Genomic DNA, 18,280 nt, shown 5'->3' on the forward strand with positions numbered 1-18,280 from the left:
GGTCCTACCTGGCCTCTCGGGTGGCGAGCTGGTCCGCGGAGCGGGCGACGCCGAAGGCCTGGGGGAGGGGCTGGCCCGCCAGGTAGAGGCGGTCGGCGGTGCGGCGGGGCAGGGGGAAGTACCGGAAGCTGCCGTGGACGCGGCCGTCGGCCGTCATGGGCCGGGCGTCGAAGCGGGCGACGGTCGCCAGCCGGTACGGCTCCCCGCCGTGGCTGTCGAGCAGGGCGATCTCGGTGATGCGGCGGGCGCCGTCGGCGAACCGGGTGAGCTGGACGATGACGTCGACGGCGCTGTTGATCTGGTCGTGGAGGGCGGCGAAGGGCACCTCGACGTCGGACATGGAGGCCAGGGTCTGCAGCCGGGTGAGGGCGTCCTCGGCGCTGTTGGCGTGCACGGTGGCCAGCGAGCCGTCGTGGCCCGTGGACATGGCCTGGAGCATGTCCAGGGACTCGCCGCCGCGGACCTCGCCGACGACGATCCGGTCGGGGCGCATGCGCAGCGAGTTGCGGACCAGGTCGCGGATGGTGATCTGCCCCTTGCCCTCCACGTTCGGCGGTCTGGACTCCAGGCGGACCACGTGGGCCTGCTGGAGCTGGAGCTCGGCGGAGTCCTCGATGGTGATGATGCGCTCGTGCGGCGGGATCAGCCCGGAGAGGGCGTTGAGGAGGGTCGTCTTCCCGGTGCCGGTGGCGCCGGAGACGATGACGTTGAACTTCGCCTGCACCAGTCCGGCCAGCAGGTACACCATGTGCTCGTCGAGCGAGCCGAAGCCGATCAGCTCCTGGAGGGTGTAGGAGCGCGGGAAGCGGCGGATGGTGAGGATGGGGCCGGTCAGGGACAGCGGCGGGATGATGACGTTGACGCGTTCGCCGGAGGGCAGGCGGGCGTCCACCATCGGGTTCGACTCGTCGACGCGGCGGTTGACCGTGGACACGATCCGTTCGATGGTCTGCATCAGCTGGTCGCCGGAGACGAAGCGGAGCGGTAACCGCTCGACCCGGCCGCCGCGTTCCACGAAGATGGCGTCCGGTCCGTTGACCATGATCTCCGTGATCGAGGCGTCCTCCAGCAGCGGCTCCAGGATGCCGAGGCCGAGCGCCTCGTCCACGACCCGGCGGATCAGCTGGGAGCGCTCGGCGGTCGACAGCACCGGGCCCTCGCGGCTGATGATGTGCCCGAGCACCCGTTCGAGGCGGGCCCGGCGCTCCGCCGCCGCGAGCGAACTCATCTCCGCGAGGTCGATCTCCTCCAGCAGCTTGGCCCGGTAGGAGGCGACCAGGTGCCCGTCCTCGCCCCGGCTGCCGTGCTCCTCGGGAGTGCTGATGCGTGCCCGCAGACTCATGGGTGGGCGACTCCTCTCAGTGGTCCAGCGGCATGGTGGCGGACTTGGTGGCGGAGCCGAGGTCCCAGACGATGGCCGGGATGTCGACGGTCGCGGTGACGGTCACCGAGCCGGCGCCGCCTCCGGTGGGCCCGCACTGCACGTCCAGCCCGCCGCCGACCGCCTGCGCGCAGGCCTGCTGGGCGCTGTGGTGCAGCGACGCGGCCCGTGCTCCCGCGCGGGCCGCCGTACCGGCCTGCTCGGCGGCGTAGGCGACGGCGCCGATCTGGAGGCCGGCCAGTCCGGCGAGCAGGAGGACCGGGATGAACCCGAGGTACTCGACGGCGACCTGGCCCGCGTCGCGCCGTGGACGTCGGTACGGCATCTCAGCGCTTCACCTCCTCGACGGCTCCGGCGTGGCCGTGCACGGTGACGGGGAAGCCGATGGAGCCGGGGAAGAGGACGGGGACCTTGACGGCCACGTCGGCCGTCACATAACCGCTGCCGCCGCAGTGGTCCACGCTGGCTCCCCCTCGCCACGCCCCGGACAGGTGGCGCAGTGCCGCCTGTTCGCACGCCCCGAACCGCTCCCCCGGGGGCGCCGCCGTGCCCGCTCGCACACCCTCGTCCGCAGCATTCCCCGCGAGGGTGAAGGCGTACCCCACGAGGACGGCCTGCCACATCAGCACCAGCGTCAGGACGATCAGCGGCGTCATCCCGAGGAACTCGATGCTGACCTGTCCCCGGTCCGCGTCCGGTCTTCTCATCGCCGGGTTCACTCCTTTCGCCGCCGTAAGCCCACGGCGCCCCGCGCGCCCGCGCGGTGGGAGGGCTGCTCCGCCGCCTTCACCAGGCCCAGTTCCGCGGCGAGCCCCCACAGCGCCTGCCTGACCGTGCTCCTGCCGTCCAGTTCGTGGACCCGGCCGGCGTCCACGACCGCCTGCAGCTCCCGGAAGTTGGCGGGGACGGTCGTGCGCGCCAGCGCCGTGCCGGTGATGCGCTGCACGAGCGCGGGCTGGATCTCCGTGCCGCGGGTGTGCCGGTTGACGACGACGGTGGTCTCCTCCGCCTTGCGGATCTGCAGCCGGTCCCACATCCGCACGGTCCGTTTGGCGGCGCGTACGGCGATGACGTCCGGGGTGGTGACCAGCAGTGCCGTGTCGGCGGTCTCGACGGCCGCCGCGCCGGCCCCGCCGAGCTGGGCGCCGCAGTCGATGACGACGACCTCGTAGCGGGAGCGCAGGGCGCTGACGATCTGGCGGGCGGCGCGGTCGGTGACCTCCTCGCCGCGCTCGCCCTCGCCGGGCGCGAGGAGCAGGGCGAGGCCGGTGTCGTGGCGGAAGACGGCGTCGGCGAGGACTCGCGGGGAGATGTCGGCGATGGCGGCGAGGTCGGCCACGGACCGCCGGAACTGGATGTCGAGGTAGGAGGCGATGTCGCCGGTCTGCAGGTCGAGGTCGACCAGGGCGGTGGCCCGGCCGGAGGCCTGGGCGGCGAGGGCGAGCTGGACGGCGGTCAGGGTGGCGCCGGTGCCGCCCTTGGCGCCGCTGACGGTGACGACCGTGCCGCCGGCTCCGCCGTACGATTCGGCCCCGTGGCCGAGGTGGCGCCGCACCCCGGTCGACCACTGGGCGACGGCCTGCACGCGGTTGGCGAGTTCCTCGTAGGACGGCGGCAGCGCGACCAGGCCGCGGGCGCCGGCGTCCATGGCGGCGGCGAACAGGCCGGGGCTCGCGTCGGTGCTGACGAGGACGACACCGACGGCCGGGAAGCGCAGGGCGACCTCGCGGATCAGCTCCAGGGCCGGCACGGGTCCGATGCGTTCGTGGACGACGACCACTTCCGGCAGTTCGTCGACCGACTCGGCGGCGAGGCGGGCGAGGGTGTCGACCAGCTGGGTGGAGTCGCCTGCCGGGGGCTGGGGTTCGGCGTCGGGGAGCTGGCTGAGCAGGGTGGTGAGGGAGCGGACGGCGTCCGGGTCCGCACCGGCCGGGAGGATCCTGGTGGGCATGCGGGCCGCCTCTCACTTGTCCGTCGCGAGTTCGTAGGTGCGGTCCTTGTCGGGGACGCCGGTCCCGCCGCCGGGGGCCACGAGCGCGAGCCGGACGCGCCGGGCGAAGGACTCGGCGTAGGTGATGCGCTGGGCGTCGAGGGCGGACAGCGCGAAGGTGATGGGGACGGCCTCGGTGGGCCGCTGCTCGTCGCGGTCGCGGTCCGGCTCCAGGGCGGTGATGCGGCCGACGTCGATGACCCGCGCGTCGGTGACGATGATCTTCGACTGGTCGGGGTCGCCCTCCTTCTCCCCCTCGAAGGTGGCATAGACGTTGACGCGCGACCCGGGGGTGATCTTGCCGGCGACGCCGGTCGCCGCGTCGATCATGATGGCGACCTCCTGCTGGCCGGGCCGGAGGGCGGGCCGGTCCACGATCATGTCGGTCTGGAGGAGGGAGCCGGGGCGCAGGGTGGTCACGGCGATCTTGCCGCGGATCTGCCCGAGGTCGGTGACGGCGTTGGCGGACAGCCACCGCTCGGGCATCCGGATCTTCTCGAACTGGCCGGTGTCCAGCGCGGTGTACGGCTTCACCTCGGACCTGACCCGGTAGGCGGTGACCTCGGGCCCGACCTTGGTCTGCACGTCGTGGACGACGGAGAGCACGCCGGCGAACGCGCCGAGAGCGCACAGGACCGACAGGATCAGCAGTATCACGCCGCGGCGCTGACGGGAGTTCATGAACCGTGCAACCTCATCGGGGGATCGGTCGAGCGGGCGGGATGCGAGGGTCGGGCCGGGGCCGGTCAGGCGGGCGTGCGCTGCTCCGGTGCGCGGGGCGGCTCGTGGGGCGGCGCGGTGGCGGAGCAGAAGACGCAGCGGTCGCCGATGACGTCCATGCCGCACCAGTGGCAGGAGGTCCGCCGCACGGAGGCGACCAGTTGGTAGAGGACGGACAGGTCGGCGAGGTAGCTGCAGAACTCGACCAGGCGGCCGGTCCCCCACCACAGCGGGGACTCGGCGGGCAGCGCCGTCTCGCGCACCCCGTGCGCCTTCCACCGCGTGCCGAGTCCGGCGGCCCACTCGCTCTGCAGCTGGCCCTTGGCGAGCAGCAGCCACGTGCCGAACTCGGGCCCCTTGAGGGTGGCGTCGGGGGCGACCTTGACGAGCTGGGGCTCGGGGTGGGCGACGACCGCGAACTGGCTGCCGGGCACCCACGACCTGGCGTGCGCCTTGAGCCCGACCGGCACCCGGTCCAGCCGGGCGACGGAGCCCAGGACGGCCCCGGCGTGGATGTAGTGGGTGAGCAGCCGTCCGGCCGAGGCGAGCACGCCGGGGCTCAGTTCGCAGGAGGCGAGCTGGCGCAGCTGCCGGGCCAGGACGGCGATGCCAAGCGGCGGCAGCCCAGGCCGGAACAGGGCGATGCGGTCGCTCTCCAGCAATGAGCGCAGGGTGTGCAGCCGCCGCACGACCGGCTCCGGGGTGGCCTGTGAGCAGACGACGACCACATGGCCGTACTGCTCGGTCAGGATGTTCAGGTCGGTGAGGGCGTGGTCCAGCGGCTTGCGGTCGATGTCGCCGAGCACGACGGCGGGCATGGTCCGTTCGTCCTGCGCCGGCAGCGCCATGTCGGCACTGGTCACGGCGATGGCAGTTGGCACGCGCAGCTCCCCGCTCTTCTCCCCGCCGTCCCGCCGGTGTGACCGCGGCGCGCCGGGGCGACTTCGTTGCGTGACTACCTGAGCACTGTATCCACGGCCGTATGGCCGGAGAACAGCGTTCGGGAAGCCGGTGTGGAAGTCCCCCGGAGCAAGTTCCGCCAAACCCAGACGAGTTGCCCGGCCGACCGCACAGAGATCCGGTCCGGACCTCTTGACACCCCCAATTGGTCTGGACCACCTTGGAGCCCGAGCGGTGGCCACCGTCCTCTCCCCTTCCCCCGCCAACTCCCCCACGGAGGCTGCAGTGGACCGCGCACCCGGCATACCCAGACCCCGCAGACGGCGGCTCGCGGCATGGTCCGCCGCCACCGCCCTGGCCCTCTCGCTCGCGGGCCTCACCGCCGCACCCGCCTCCGCGGCGGACGTCAACAACGTCCGCAACGCCGGATTCGAGTCGGGCCTGGCCGACTGGACCTGCACGGCGGGCAGCGGCACCACGGTCTCCTCCCCGGTGCACGGCGGCTCCTCCGCCCTCAAGGCGGTCCCGGCCGGCCAGGACAACGCCAGGTGCAGCCAGTCCGTGGCGGTCCGGCCCCACTCGACGTACACGCTGAGCGCATGGGTGCAGGGCGGCTACGCCTACCTGGGCGTGACCGGCACCGGCACCACGGACGTCTCCACGTGGACCCCCGACTCCCCCTCGTGGAAGCAGCTGTCCACCACCTTCACCACGGGCGCCTCCACGACGTCCGTCACGGTCTACACCCACGGCTGGTACGGCCAGGCGGCCTACTACGCCGACGACGTCTCCGTCCAGGGCCCCGACGGCGGCGGAGGCGGCGACCCCGCCCCGACGGTCCCGGCCGCCCCGAACGGCCTGACGGTCACCGCCACGACGTCCTCCTCCGTCTCCCTGTCCTGGTCCGCGGTGTCCGGCGCGACCGGCTACCACGTCTACCGCGACGGCACCAGGATCACCGCGGTGACCGGCACCTCCGCCACGGTGACCGGCCTGTCGGCGTCGACCTCCTACACCTTCCAGGTCACGGCCGCCAACGCGGCGGGCGAATCGCCCAAGTCGGCGGCGGTGACGGCGAAGACCTCCGGCACGGGCGGCGACGGCGGCGGGGCGCTCCCCAGGCACGCGGTCACCGGCTACTGGCAGAACTTCGACAACGGCGCCACGGTCCAGAAACTGTCGGATGTCCCGTCGTCCTACGACATCATCGCGGTGGCCTTCGCGGACGCGACCTCGACACCGGGTGCGGTGTCCTTCACCCTGGACTCGGCCGGCCTCGGCGGCTACACGGTCGACCAGTTCAAGGCGGACATCAAGGCCAAGCAGGCGGCCGGCAAGAAGGTCATCGTCTCGGTCGGCGGCCAGAACGGCACGGTGGCGGTCAACGACGCCACCTCGGCCGCGAACTTCGCGAACTCCGTGTACGGCCTGATGCAGACGTACGGCTTCGACGGCGTCGACATCGACCTGGAGAACGGCCTGAACGCGACGTACATGACGCAGGCGCTGCGGTCGCTGTCCGCGAAGGCGGGCCGGTCCCTGATCATCACGATGGCCCCGCAGACGATCGACATGCAGTCGACGTCGAACGGCTACTTCCAGACCGCGCTGAACATCAAGGACATCCTCACCGTCGTCAACATGCAGTACTACAACAGCGGTTCCATGCTGGGCTGCGACGGCAAGGTCTACAGCCAGGGCACGGTCGACTTCCTCACCGCCCTGGCCTGCATCCAGCTGGAAGGCGGCCTCTCCCCCTCCCAGGTGGGCCTCGGCCTCCCGGCCTCCACCCGCGCGGCCGGCGGCGGCTACGTCTCCCCGACGGTGGTGAACAATGCCCTGGACTGCCTGGCCAGGGGCACCGGCTGCGGCACGTTCAAGCCGTCCCGCACCTACCCGGACCTGCGGGGCGCGATGACGTGGTCCACGAACTGGGACGCGGCGTCGGGCAACGCCTGGTCGAACGCGGTGGGACCGCACGTGCACGCCCTGCCGTGACCTGACCTGACGTGTTGCCGTCCAGCGCCCGGGCCGCTTCGGTCCGGGCGCTGCGGTGTGTGCGGCGGCCGAAGCCGAGCGGTCCGCCGCCAGCCCTTTTGCCCCTGGCGACGGACCGGTGTGATGATCTCGGACATGGCTGAACACGGGGGCGACGCCACCTCGACGGGTGATGTCCGCAGGTCACGGCTGTACGCCTACGCGGACGTCTCGACACCGGAGCACCAACAGGAGACCGCGGACGACAACGACCACCGGCGGCGTGAGTTCGCTGTCCTGCTGGGCGAGTTCCGGCGCACGCCGGTGCTGGTGCCGGTGGACGAGGACGACGCGCCTCTGACGGCCGACTTCGGTGGCGTCCGCTGGATCTATGCCTTCTCGGACGAGTCGGCCCTTGCGCGTTTCGCGGTCGCGCGGGGTGAGGGCGGCCGGGAGTGGGCGTACCAGCGGTGGCTGGGGGCGCGCCTGCTGGACGCGATGGTGCCGGCGGTGGGGGTGCCGTGCGGGGTGGCGCTGGACTGCGCTGACGGGGAGGACGGGATGGTCTTCCCTCCGGTGCGCGGGGTCGTGCCGGACGAGGTGGCGGTGGACGTGGACGGCGGAACGGGGGATGCGAAGTGACCGGAGGCGGCGGTAGGGATCTGGCGGCCCACGGACTGGCGTTGATCGCCAAGGGGCTGACGGACGCGCTGGGGGAGTTGAAGGAGCTGGGCGGTTTCGGCACGTCCGGGGCCGGGCGCGGCTTCTCCGAGATCGCGCTGTCCGGCTTGGAGCTGGGTCATGAGGGTCTGATGAGTGAGTTCACGTCGTTCTGCGAGCGCTGGGAGTGGGGGGTGCGTGCGCTGATCGACGAGGGCAACGGCTTCGCCGAGAAGACGGGCTTGGCGGCGGGCACGTACTACGAGACCGACAAGTACGTCGCGGGCACGGTCAAGGTCGTGGAGAACGCGGCCGTCGGCAACCCGTACGCCTCCGAGGAGGAGGTGGAGAAGATGGGCTGGGGCGAGATCGCCGAGTCCGGTGCGTACGGCGGTGATGTCGACTACAGCAAGGAGTCCTTCGAGCAGGCCTCGGCCAACAGCAAGCAGGGCTGGAAGGACGCCGGGCGCGATGTGATGACCTCGCACACCATCGGGCCGGTGCCGGGGATGACCCCGCAGGACCTGCACAGCGCGCTGGGGATGTCGGACAAGGAGTACGACCGGATGCTGGACGACACCTTCGGCCCCTCCCCCGAGGCCCGTGCCCAGGCTGCCGAACAGCAGGCCGCCGGGCAGCAGGGCGGTGAGCGCTGATGGGCATGGGGGATGTGACCAACACCCTGCTGGGCGGTGCCGAGGACCTCTACGACAAGGGCAAGAAGAAGCTCGGTGAGGGCGTCGACTGGGCCACGGACAAGGTCGGCGACAAGCTGGACGCTGTCGGCCTGCACAAGTGGGCCGACGTGGTCGAGGACTGGGGTGACGGCATCGCCTCCGACCTCGGGGTCCGGCTGGAAGGGCGAGGGCGGTGACGCCTTCCGCGAGAAGTTCGGCGTCCACCCGGCCAAGTGGGCCCAGGCGGCCGAGGCCTGCAAGACCGCGGCCGGGGCTTTGGAGTCGTACGCCGACACCGTGAAGTGGGCGCAGGGGCAGGCCAAGGAAGCCGTAGAGCTCTACAAGAAGGGCATGAAGGCGTCCGAGGACGCGTACGCCGCGTACAAGGACAAGGTCGAGACCTACAACGCGAAGGCGAAGGCCGGTGAGGACCCCGGCCCGGATCCGGGTGAGTTCCACGACCCGGGCAAGGAGACCATCCAGGCCGCCCACCACAAGCTCGCCGAGGCCCGCAAGCAGCGCAACACCGCCGCCTCCGAGGCTCAGGGCAAGGTCAAGGCCGCGCTGGCCCACGCCCCCGCCGAACCCCCGCCCCTGGACCGCCTCAAGGGCGACCTCAAAGACGGCGCGCTGTCCACCGGCATCGAACTGACGCACTTCGCGGGCGGCGTGGCCAAGGGCACCGCCGGTCTGGTCAACTTCGTCCGCGGCCTGGACCCGTTGGACCCCTACAACCTCACCCACCCGGCCGCCTACCTGCAGAACGTCAGCATGACGCTCTCCGGCCTGGTCTCCACCGCCGCCCACCCCGAACGCACCGCGAAGACCATGTGGAAGGAGTTCCGCAAGGACCCGTCCGAGTTCTTCGGCCGCATGGCTCCCGAGGCGCTCGGCACCAAAGGCGCGGGACTGGCACGGGGCGGACTCCGGCTCGGACTGAAGAAGGGCGTGGAGGAGGCCGCGGAGCAGGGAGCACGCAAGGGCGCCCGGAACGCGGTCGAGGAGAGTGCGGACGACGTCTCCCGACGGCCGGCCGACAAGGTCTGTGAGAAGGACCCTGTCGATGTCGCGACCGGCCGGATGGTGCTGCCGCAGACCGACGTCTCGCTCCCCGGCACCCTGCCCCTTGTCGTCAAGCGACAGTTCGAGTCGTCGTACCGGCTCGGCGGTTGGTTCGGCCCGTCCTGGTCCTCCACGCTCGACCAACGCCTGGAGATCGACGCGCAGGGCGTCGTCTTCGTAGGCGAGGACGGCCTGACGCTCGCCTACCCGCACCCGGCCCCCGGCGTGCCGACCCTGCCCACCCGCGGCCCCCGCTGGCCCCTGGACCGCGTGGACGACGGCTACACCCTCACCGACCCGGAGTCGGGCCAGGTACGGCACTTCTCGGACCGCTCGGAACACCTGGCGGTGCTGGAACAGGTGGACGACCGCAACGGCGACTGGATCGCGTTCGAGTACGACGAGGCGGGAGTGCCCTCGGCCGTCGTCCACAGCGGCGGCTACCGCCTGCTCGTGTCGACCGCAGCCGGCCGGGTCACCGCGCTGCACCTGGCGGGCGCGGCAGTGGACGGCACCGACCAGGAACTGATCCGCTACGGCTACACCGACGGCCACCTGAGCGAGGTCGTCAACTCCTGCGGCCGCCCCACCGTCTTCGGTTACGACGACCGAGGCCGCATCACCTCCTGGACCGACAGCAACGACAGCCACTTCACCTACGTCTACGACGACGAGGACCGCTGCACCCGCCAGTCCGGTGCCGCCGGCCACCTGGCCTCCACCTTCGCCTACGGCTCGGCGGATCCCGAGACCGGCGAGCACACCACGACGATCACCGATTCGCACGGCAACACCACCCACTACCTGATCAACCACCGCTGCCAGGTCATCGCCGAGACGAACGCCGTGGGTGCGACCACGCGCTACGTCCGCGACCGCTACAACCGCCTGCTGTCCACGACGGACCCCCTGGGCCACACGACGACGTTCGAGTACGACGATGCGGGCAACCTCACGCGGGTGGTCCGCCCGGACGGCCGCGAGGCACGGGCGGAGTACAACGACCTGGGCCTGCCGGTGAAGGTGGTGAACCCGGACGGAACGGTGATCCGCCAGACCTACGACGAGAGGGGCAACCGCACATCGGTGACGGACCAGGCCGGCCGGACGACCCGGTACGGGTACGACGAAGCCGGCCACCTGACGACGGTGGCGGACCCGCTGGGCCGCACGACGAGGGTGGTCTCGGACCGTGCGGGCCTACCGCTGGAGGTCACGGACCCACTGGGTGCGGTGACCCGCTACGAACGAGACGCCCTCGGCCGCCCGACCACCATCACGGACCCCACCGGCGCCACGACACGCCTGGAGTGGTCGATCGAGGGCCATCTGACCCGCCGCACGGCCCCCGACGGCAGCACGGAATCGTGGACGTACGACGGCGAGGGCAACTGCACGAGCCACACCGACCCCCTCGAAGGGGTCTCCCACTTCGAGTACACCCACTTCGACCTGCTCACGGCTCGCACCGGCCCGGACGGCATCCGCTACGAGTTCGAGCACGACACGGAACTGCGCCTGACCAAGGTCACCAACCCGCAGGGCCTGACGTGGGAGTACGAGTACGACGCGGCCGGCCGCCTGCTGTCGGAGAAGGACTTCGACGACCGCACACTGACCTACGAGTACGACGCGGCGGGCCGCCTGATCTCCCGCAGAAACGCACTCGGCGAGGCGGTGTCCTTCCAGCGCAACGAACTGGGCCAGGTGCTGCGCAAGGACGCAGCAGGCCAGGTCACGACGTACGCGTACGACTTCACGGACCAACTGGCCCGGGCCACGGGCCCCGACGGCACGACGCTGACCCTGCTGCGCGACCGCTACGGCCGCCTGCACTCGGAAACGGTCGACGGCCGCACGGTGACGTACACCTACGACGCCCTGGGCCGCCGCACCGGCCGCACGACACCCACGGGCGCCGTCTCCACCTGGTCCTACGACGCGGCAGGCCGCCGCACCGGCATGACGGCATCGGGCCGGGCGATCGACTTCACGTACGACGCGGCAGGCAGGGAACTGACCCGCTCCATCGGCGCAGCGGTCACGCTGGAGCACACCTTCGACGCGCTGGGCCGCCTCACGACCCAGTCGGTGACCGGCGCACAAGGACGCAGGGTCCAGCACCGGACCTACACCTACCGCGCCGACGGCAACCTGGTCGGCATAGACGACCACCTCTCCGGCACCCGCCGCTTCGACCTGGACGCGACAGGCAGGGTGACGGCGGTCCACGCGGCCGGCTGGGCGGAACAGTACGCCTACGACGAGGCAGGCAACCAAACCCAGGCAACCTGGCCCACGACCCACCCGGGCGCGGAGGCGACCGGGCCCCGCACCTACACGGGCACCCGCATCACCCGAGCCGGCAACGTCCGCTACGAACACGACGCCCTCGGCCGCATCACCCTCCGCCAGAAGACCCGCCTGTCCCGCAAGCCGGACACCTGGCGCTACGAATGGGACGCGGAAGACCGCCTGACCTCGGTGGTCACCCCCGACGGCACCCGCTGGCGCTACACCTACGACCCCCTGGGCCGCCGCACAGCGAAACTCCGCCTCGCGGACGACGGCGAAACGGTCGTGGAGCGGGTCGAATTCACCTGGGACGGCACCACCCTCTGCGAACAAACGACCGTCTCGGCCGACCTCCCCCACCCGGTCACCCTCACCTGGGACCACCAGGGCCTGCGCCCCCTCGCCCAGACGGAACGCATCACCGCGGCCGACGCCCCACAGCAGGAGATCGACTCCCGCTTCTTCGCCATCGTCACCGACCTGGTCGGCACACCGAGCGAACTGCTGGACGAACAGGGCGACATCGCCTGGCGCACCCGCAGCACCCTGTGGGGCACGACGGCGTGGTCGGCGAACAGCACCACCTACACGCCCCTACGCTTCCCGGGCCAGTACTACGACCCGGAAACCGGCCTCCACTACAACTACTTCCGCCACTACGACCCCCAAACAGCCCGCTACTCCACGCCCGACCCACTTGGTCTCACCCCTGCCGCGAACCCCGTCACGTACGTTCACAATCCCCATGCCTGGGCCGACCCACTCGGACTGACTCCTTGCAAAAGAAAGGAAATTCTTCCTGAGGGCTACACGTCATCTCCAGCCCTGGAGGGGGACCCGTATCACCCGGATATGGTCAAAGATCGACGTGGCGCGAACCAGGATCTCTATGCCGCGACCCCCGCAGACAGGGCTGCTGAATTCGGATACACTAAGAGGATCCCTCCCCACAAGGCTCCTTTCCACTCCCACGGGCAAGAAGTATTCTTCAACAGGAAGAACTACATAACGCCGGACGCAGACGGACATAACGTTTCCGACGGCTGGAAGATGTTCAATAAAAGAGGGCAGAGGATTGGCACCTATGACTCAAACCTCAACTACATCAAGAAATGACGCTTTCTCCATCCGAGTGCTGTCCGTACCGTCTGCGCCCGGAGCCGCAGCGAGCGAGGGCGCCATTGGGTGTATCACTGTAGGGGACTTCGAAGAGAGATTCCCGATGGATCTGACTTATTGGGACGTGGGGCAATATCAGACAAGCTGGAACAGATCCCTGAGGGTTCTTGAACGTGGAGACGATGCTACATCGTGTCTCATTTCATCCATCACGGACCCAGCGAAAAGCAACTTCATCTTCTGCTGGCCCCTCTACAGGGCCGGGGAGATTGTCCACATTCAGAACTCGATCATTTTCCTCGAAGAACTCGCAGAAGATTTCAACCCCGCTGAGCCTTGGCGTTTTGTGGAACCTCGATCCACAGTCGACGAAGAGGGGCACGTGATATCCGAATGGCAGACAACCATCAGCGCGATTAGGAGGTTCGGCGAGATGCCGACCGCCGGGCAAGGACATCGGCGGCCTGAAAGAGGGAGCCATCATCATAGCCCGTGATAGCTCGATTTATATGGAAGGGTAAGGAGTCTTATGTCATTCGGTCCGCCGCCTGGCGGTTTCCCTCCTCCACCGCCCTCCACATGGACGCCACCGTCAGAGATCGAGCAGGCGCTGTTCGAGGCCAAGCTGAGTGAGGACTGGGCGGCGTACTTCGGAACGCTCGCGCAGAGCAGGCTGTTCTTCGAGATACAGAAGGACAAGGCGGATGCCAGGTACCCAGCGCAACGTATGCCATCTTCGGGTACGACCCGCGCGTCGCCGGCGGGCGGATCTGGGCCGTGTACACCGAGGGCATGCTGCCCGCCGCAGCTCGTCGCAGAGGTCAAGCCGCTCCGTGCGCTCGTTTCCAGCGAGCGCGGAGAACACTGAAAACCCTCGCACCGAGATAAGTGGAGACAGGGATTAACGTATCGCTCGGTACAGCGCTCGGCAGCCCTCTCCCACCCCTTCCCTATTACAGGTATCGAGCATGCGGCGCCGAAGACGAAGGGGATAAGCTAGTCGAGAATGGAACGACCTCATGCTACCGGAGTTTGTTGACAGGAACAGATCTATCGAAGAACTGGACGGAGATCAATGGCCTGACCCCCCAGAAGAAAGCACGACCCTGGTTCGCAGCGTTCACGAGCTGAGGAGGCGAGCCATCAAAGATCTCACCGTGGAGGATCTGCGTCGGCTGATCGCCCAGGATGTCGGCCTCCATTGGCTCCTTCCCGTCGCTCTGGACTTCCTACGCGAAACAGCGCCGCAGGAAGCGGCGGCCGGCTGGTACGACGACGACTTGCTCTCGGCGGTGTTGACGCGAAAGGAATCGGTATGGAGGAGTGCGCCGCAGCTCGCACGTCACCTTGATGACACGGTGCGCATGCTCACCGACCTCTCGCCGTACATTCAGCGAGAGGTGGAAGCATTCCGAGCCGCTATGCCGGACACACGGTGACGCTACGCGCTTTCCAACCCCTCCTCCCATCCCGGTGGCCGCACCAGCAAAGTCCAAGCCGGCCGCGCCTCACGCCGCCGCTCCACCGTCGCCCGCCTCGCCCTACCAGACATGGCTGAACACCAACGCAGCAAATCTGCAGCGGTTCGAAGCTTCCCTGCGCGAGCACATGACCGCGGGCGGAACCAAGCTCTACCACTTCAATTGCGGAAATCAGGAGCCAGCCGTCGGGTTCATCGACCCCGCATCTGAGAAGATGGTCATGCTCCGCTCTGATGGTAGGTTCTGGTCGGCCTGGAAACTGGGAGATGCACAGTTCCAGGGGATCATCGACAAGGGACTCTTGTGGTGACGGACTCTGGACAGGAACGATCAGACGTCGCTGCCCTCTTGGGCGAGGGCCCGGCCTTCGCCCCGGCCTGGTTGCGCGACAAGGCAGTGGCTCCCCTCCCCCTGGGTTCGCGTATGGACGCCGCCCTCTGGCGCCGCATCACGGCTGGCTGCCGTGCCGTCGGAGCCTCACAGGTGGCCTGCGCGCATCTCTCCGACGCAGGTGCGCCTGCCGTGCGAGGAGGGAGCCGTTGTCTTCCCGGAGACTGGTTACGCGCTTGTCGCGGGCACTGTCCCCTTCATGACCGCAGCCGTCGCTGAGGGCATCGGCACGGCGCGAGCGCGCTTCGGCCGATATGCCGGTGCTCTCGCGGCCCGACACCCTTCCCTGACAGCCGTGGCAGCCGCCCACCCAGCAGAACACCACGCGGGGTCCCATCCTGCCGAAGTCGAGCCCCACAGCGCGGCAGCACAGCAGTTGGAGCTGCTGGAGGCATTCACGCAGGGCGCCTACAGCGCCCCGGATTTCGCACACGATTGGTGGGAAGCACGACGCGTCTCTCAGGCGAACGGTGAACGGCTCCGTGGGCCCCTCGCAGACCTCTTCGGCCGGGTATTCATGCTTCTGGAGGACTACTCGGTGGACCCGGAACTTGCCGAGCCCGGTGATCTGTCGGACACGGACCTCCGGACGGCGGTGACTGCGGCTTGGAACACGTTCGGCCAATTCAGCGCTGAACGATCTGGGCATGTCTCGCCGCGCGGCGAAGATTGAGGAGAGAGGCAGCGAATCTCATCGCGCCCGGCCGGCCGCCGCCCCCAATGCGGTCCGCGATCCCATGTGATGACTCAGGGCATGACTGAACACGGGCGCGGTGCCACATCGGCGGGTGATGCCGGTGGGGAGTTTCGGATGCAGAAGGGCCGGCACAGGTCGGAGTGGCTGGACGTGTTGGAACGCTGCGGCCCATACTTCCTGGCAGCTGAAAGCGGGGGCCTCTTCTGACGCAGGACGCCCCCGCTCCCACTCTCGCCTCATTTCTCGGTGAACAGCTCCCTCGCGTCCGTTGCGTGTACAGCCTGCTGGGCCCAGACCTCCAGTTGGTCGAGGTCCGTGCCTTGGCCCCCTACGTCGAACCACACTGGCTGTCCTGATCTGGAGGTAAAGATTTACAGAGACTTCGCCGTCCCCGAGGACGAGGAGATTTTCGACACGGTCGGCGAATGGCCGCAAGTGGACGAGAGTGGCGCTCGCTTGCTTACATGGCAGGGAAGCGAAGGGGACTCGCTCGCCTTTTCCTATGACACGCTCTCCAGATCCATCAGAGCACGCTGGACACGCGACAACGGCGATAATTTGCTGGACCTCTACCGCGAGGGCGCCACCCGGTTGACAGTTTCCTCAACCGCGTCAGCAACGCACATCTCAATCGAATCCCACACAAGGGAATGCTCGGGCGAGATAGTGATCCAAGTGTCGCCGAAGCTGTCCGTACAGGACCGCCTCCTCTACGTTTGATCGGCTGCACCTTCTCTTCCGGTGCCAGCAGTGATTAGCAGATTTGTGCCCCACGGAGAGGCATTTCGGCAGCCCTATCTTTCGGGTTCGCCATCGGCCCGGGCGCAAACTCCCGCTGAGGAAATGTCGCCGCGTCTGCACACTCTCGGCTTCGGCGGCCCCTGCGCAGCCCCTTCGTCCACGAGCCTGCCTGTAGGGCCTGCTGGTTCAACCCTCGCAGTAGATAACCAAACAGGAATGGAGAAATGTCGCCATGTGGCGAGAACTCGCCTCAGAGTTCCCTGACGTGGAACTGCAGGACCCCGCAGCCCCTGATGTCCTCGCCGCCGCCGAGGAGCAACTCGGGCAGCAACTTCCCGAGTCTCTTCGTAAATTGCTGACGGAGACAGACGGCATCGAAGCCGATTACGGAACCGAGGTCGTCTGGAGCGCCGAGAAAATCATGGAAGAGAACCAGTCCTTCCGCCACAATGCGGAATTCCGTGATTTGTATATGTCGTTCGATGCGCTTCTCTTCTTCGGTGACAACGGAGCAGGTGATCAATTCGCCTTCGTACGCACCCCGCCCCGCGACGACGTCTTCGTATGGGATCACGAGACGGACAGCCGCACCTGGGTCGCGCCATCGCTCGAGAGCTACCTGCGCAGCGCGCTGGCCAGCGGCGGCGAAGACTGGTATCGCTGACTTGCAAACCGGGCTGGGGCGCGGTGGGAGGGTTTGTCATCGCAACCCGGACGGTACTGCCAGGAGGCCAGTTCGGCTGCCGCGGCGAGTGCGGTCGAGAGTGAGGGGACGTCGTGGGGGACGCGGCCTTCCAGGCCGAGGATACCGATCGGTTTGAGAGGGACCACCGTGGCGTCGGTGATGCGGTCCTCGACGTCCACCCGGCCGGACACCGCCTGGACTTCATGGGGGAATGCGCAGGCGAGATAGTCCAGGCGTCTGCGAACCTCGATGGAACAGTGCGCGTGCCCTCCCACCCACCTACAGCCGCCGCCAAGCCGACCCGGCGTGCATGCGAGACACGACCGCCCCCTCCCCGACGGAACGCCCCCGGCCGACCCAAGGGGCCGGCACCGAGCTGGGCCACTGCCCTTCCGGCCGCCCGCTCGCTTCTTGCCCGTGGAAGCCCGACACTGGCCGAGAAGCGAGCGGTCTAACGGTCAAGCGCTCACTTCCCGGTGAACAACTCCGTCGCCTCAGCTGCGTGTACGGCTCGCTGGGCCCAGAGCTCCAGTTGGGCGAGGTCCGTGCAGGCGTTCACCCGCTCGCGGACACTGTCGGGCACGGGGACGCCGCGCCATTCCAGGATGCGGAGGGTCATCTCCTGGCGGTCCTGGATTCGCCCCTCCTCGCGCACCTGTTCGGCCAGGGGGTGTCGCCAGAAGTACTGGATTGCCGTCATCAGGTCCCTCCACATCTGCTGCGCCTGGGGGTCGGTCAGGCAGGAGTCGACGAACTGCACGAAGACCGCAGCGCTGTCGGGGTCGATGGTCCGCAGGGCGGATGCCAGGGATTCCAGTATGGCCGGGGCCTGTGGGCCGCGCCCGTGTGTCATCGCCGAGAGCACCGCGAGGGGTACGTCCCGTTCGGCCTGCCGCTCGTCCGCGATCACCGGCACGTTGTCCGGGCGAGCACCAGCGGACGCACCGTCAGCGAGTCCCAGCCGGGGAAACCGAGCCGGATCGGGCGGGAGGCCCATCTCGCCGTGGCGCTGCTCTGCGTAATGACTCAGGTACGTGCCCTCGTCGGTCTGCGCCCGCAACAACGTGTCCACGCGGCGTTCGACCGGTTCGATCTCGGTGAGGTCCACGTTCAGCGCCGCGATCTCCCGCGGCTCCGGGAACGGCACGTGCAGCACCCGCTGTAACGCCCGCGTCAGCAACGCCGGGTCCTTCTGGAAGATCCGGTGCAGCGCCTCATGCCTCAACGAGCTAGGCGGCCGCGAGTTCGCACCACACGTATTTGCCCCGGTCCCCGAATCGGGCCGAGGGCTGCCAGCCCCAGTGCCGAGCGCAGGCCGTCACCAGCCCCAGCCCCCGGCCCTCCTCCAGCTCGCTCGCCTGGTCCAGCGGCGTCGGCGGCGGGGGCGGCGCGGGGTCGGTGTCCCACGCCCCGATCCACACCACCCCCTGCGCCGACCGGCGCACCCGCAGCGCGGCCGGCCCCTTGGTGTGCCGTACGGCGTTGGAGACCAGCTCCGCCGCGAG

At 69.0% G+C, this 18,280-nt stretch carries 15 protein-coding genes and 3 pseudogenes; 10 read left to right on the forward strand and 8 right to left on the reverse strand.

What is annotated here, in order from left to right:
• Positions 1–4 precede the first annotated feature (4 nt).
• The 6 genes from ABZ261_RS27075 to ABZ261_RS27100 all read right to left on the reverse strand — a co-directional run bounded on the left by ABZ261_RS27075 (position 5) and on the right by ABZ261_RS27100 (position 4,939).
• Positions 5–1,342: a CpaF family protein gene (locus ABZ261_RS27075; protein ID WP_356863556.1), complete on the reverse strand. Its 1,338-nt coding sequence runs from the start codon at positions 1,340–1,342 to the stop codon at positions 5–7.
• Positions 1,343–1,358: 16 nt separating this feature from the next.
• The gene (locus ABZ261_RS27080) at positions 1,359–1,706 is read right to left on the reverse strand and encodes a TadE/TadG family type IV pilus assembly protein (RefSeq protein ID WP_356863558.1); all 348 of its coding nucleotides are present in this window, start codon (positions 1,704–1,706) and stop codon (positions 1,359–1,361) included.
• Position 1,707: 1 nt separating this feature from the next.
• Complete coding sequence (locus tag ABZ261_RS27085) at positions 1,708–2,088, reverse strand: TadE family protein (RefSeq protein ID WP_356863560.1); 381 nt, start codon at positions 2,086–2,088, stop codon at positions 1,708–1,710.
• Positions 2,089–2,096: 8 nt separating this feature from the next.
• Positions 2,097–3,332, reverse strand: coding sequence for an AAA family ATPase (locus ABZ261_RS27090; protein ID WP_356863562.1), 1,236 nt, complete (start codon positions 3,330–3,332; stop codon positions 2,097–2,099).
• A 12-nt stretch (positions 3,333–3,344) separates the two neighbouring features.
• Entirely contained in the window at positions 3,345–4,052 is a 708-nt protein-coding gene (cpaB, locus tag ABZ261_RS27095; protein ID WP_356863564.1) for a Flp pilus assembly protein CpaB, read from the reverse strand.
• 65 nt (positions 4,053–4,117) lie between these two features.
• Complete coding sequence (locus ABZ261_RS27100) at positions 4,118–4,939, reverse strand: hypothetical protein (protein WP_356863583.1); 822 nt, start codon at positions 4,937–4,939, stop codon at positions 4,118–4,120.
• Positions 4,940–5,294: 355 nt separating this feature from the next.
• On the opposite strand from ABZ261_RS27100, the gene ABZ261_RS27105 reads away from it, so the two are divergent.
• From ABZ261_RS27105 to ABZ261_RS27150, 10 genes and pseudogenes are all read left to right on the forward strand, one after another.
• Entirely contained in the window at positions 5,295–6,989 is a 1,695-nt protein-coding gene (locus ABZ261_RS27105) for a glycoside hydrolase family 18 protein (protein WP_356863585.1), read from the forward strand.
• Between the two features lie 135 nt (positions 6,990–7,124).
• On the forward strand, positions 7,125–7,610 hold the full coding sequence (locus ABZ261_RS27110) for a hypothetical protein (protein WP_356863566.1): 486 nt from the start codon (positions 7,125–7,127) through the stop codon (positions 7,608–7,610).
• Entirely contained in the window at positions 7,607–8,284 is a 678-nt protein-coding gene (locus tag ABZ261_RS27115) for a hypothetical protein (protein WP_356863568.1), read from the forward strand. The genes ABZ261_RS27110 and ABZ261_RS27115 overlap by 4 nt, the downstream gene beginning before the upstream one ends.
• Positions 8,284–12,439 (forward strand): annotated as a pseudogene (locus ABZ261_RS27120) (putative T7SS-secreted protein); the annotation flags it as partial. The gene ABZ261_RS27115 and the pseudogene ABZ261_RS27120, both read left to right, overlap by 1 nt.
• A 195-nt stretch (positions 12,440–12,634) precedes the next feature.
• Positions 12,635–12,778: pseudogene (locus tag ABZ261_RS27125) on the forward strand (toxin C-terminal domain-containing protein); the annotation flags it as partial.
• 106 nt (positions 12,779–12,884) lie between these two features.
• A complete protein-coding gene (locus ABZ261_RS27130; RefSeq protein WP_356863570.1) occupies positions 12,885–13,277 on the forward strand; it encodes a hypothetical protein in 393 nt (130 codons plus the stop codon).
• Positions 13,278–13,800: 523 nt separating this feature from the next.
• Positions 13,801–14,220 (forward strand): contact-dependent growth inhibition system immunity protein, encoded by a 420-nt coding sequence (locus ABZ261_RS27135; protein WP_356863571.1) that lies wholly within the window; start codon positions 13,801–13,803, stop codon positions 14,218–14,220.
• 34 nt (positions 14,221–14,254) lie between these two features.
• Positions 14,255–14,572, forward strand: a complete 318-nt coding sequence (locus tag ABZ261_RS27140; protein WP_356863573.1) for a hypothetical protein — start codon at positions 14,255–14,257, stop codon at positions 14,570–14,572.
• 279 nt (positions 14,573–14,851) lie between these two features.
• Positions 14,852–15,325 carry a hypothetical protein gene (locus ABZ261_RS27145; RefSeq protein WP_356863575.1) on the forward strand — a complete coding sequence of 158 codons (474 nt, stop codon included), beginning with the start codon at positions 14,852–14,854 and terminating at the stop codon, positions 15,323–15,325.
• 1,030 nt (positions 15,326–16,355) lie between these two features.
• Positions 16,356–16,754, forward strand: a complete 399-nt coding sequence (locus ABZ261_RS27150; protein ID WP_356863577.1) for an SMI1/KNR4 family protein — start codon at positions 16,356–16,358, stop codon at positions 16,752–16,754.
• Between the two features lie 487 nt (positions 16,755–17,241).
• Here the strand turns inward: ABZ261_RS27150 and ABZ261_RS27155 are convergent.
• Together ABZ261_RS27155 and ABZ261_RS27160 are read right to left on the reverse strand one after the other, a co-directional pair.
• Positions 17,242–18,000: pseudogene (locus ABZ261_RS27155) on the reverse strand (hypothetical protein).
• Positions 18,001–18,004: 4 nt separating this feature from the next.
• A partial coding sequence (locus ABZ261_RS27160) for an ATP-binding protein (protein ID WP_356863579.1) occupies positions 18,005–18,280 on the reverse strand: 276 nt, incomplete at its 5' end.

Source organism: Streptomyces sp. NPDC006193 (assembly GCF_040613915.1).
Classification (GTDB): Bacteria; Actinomycetota; Actinomycetes; order Streptomycetales; family Streptomycetaceae; genus Streptomyces.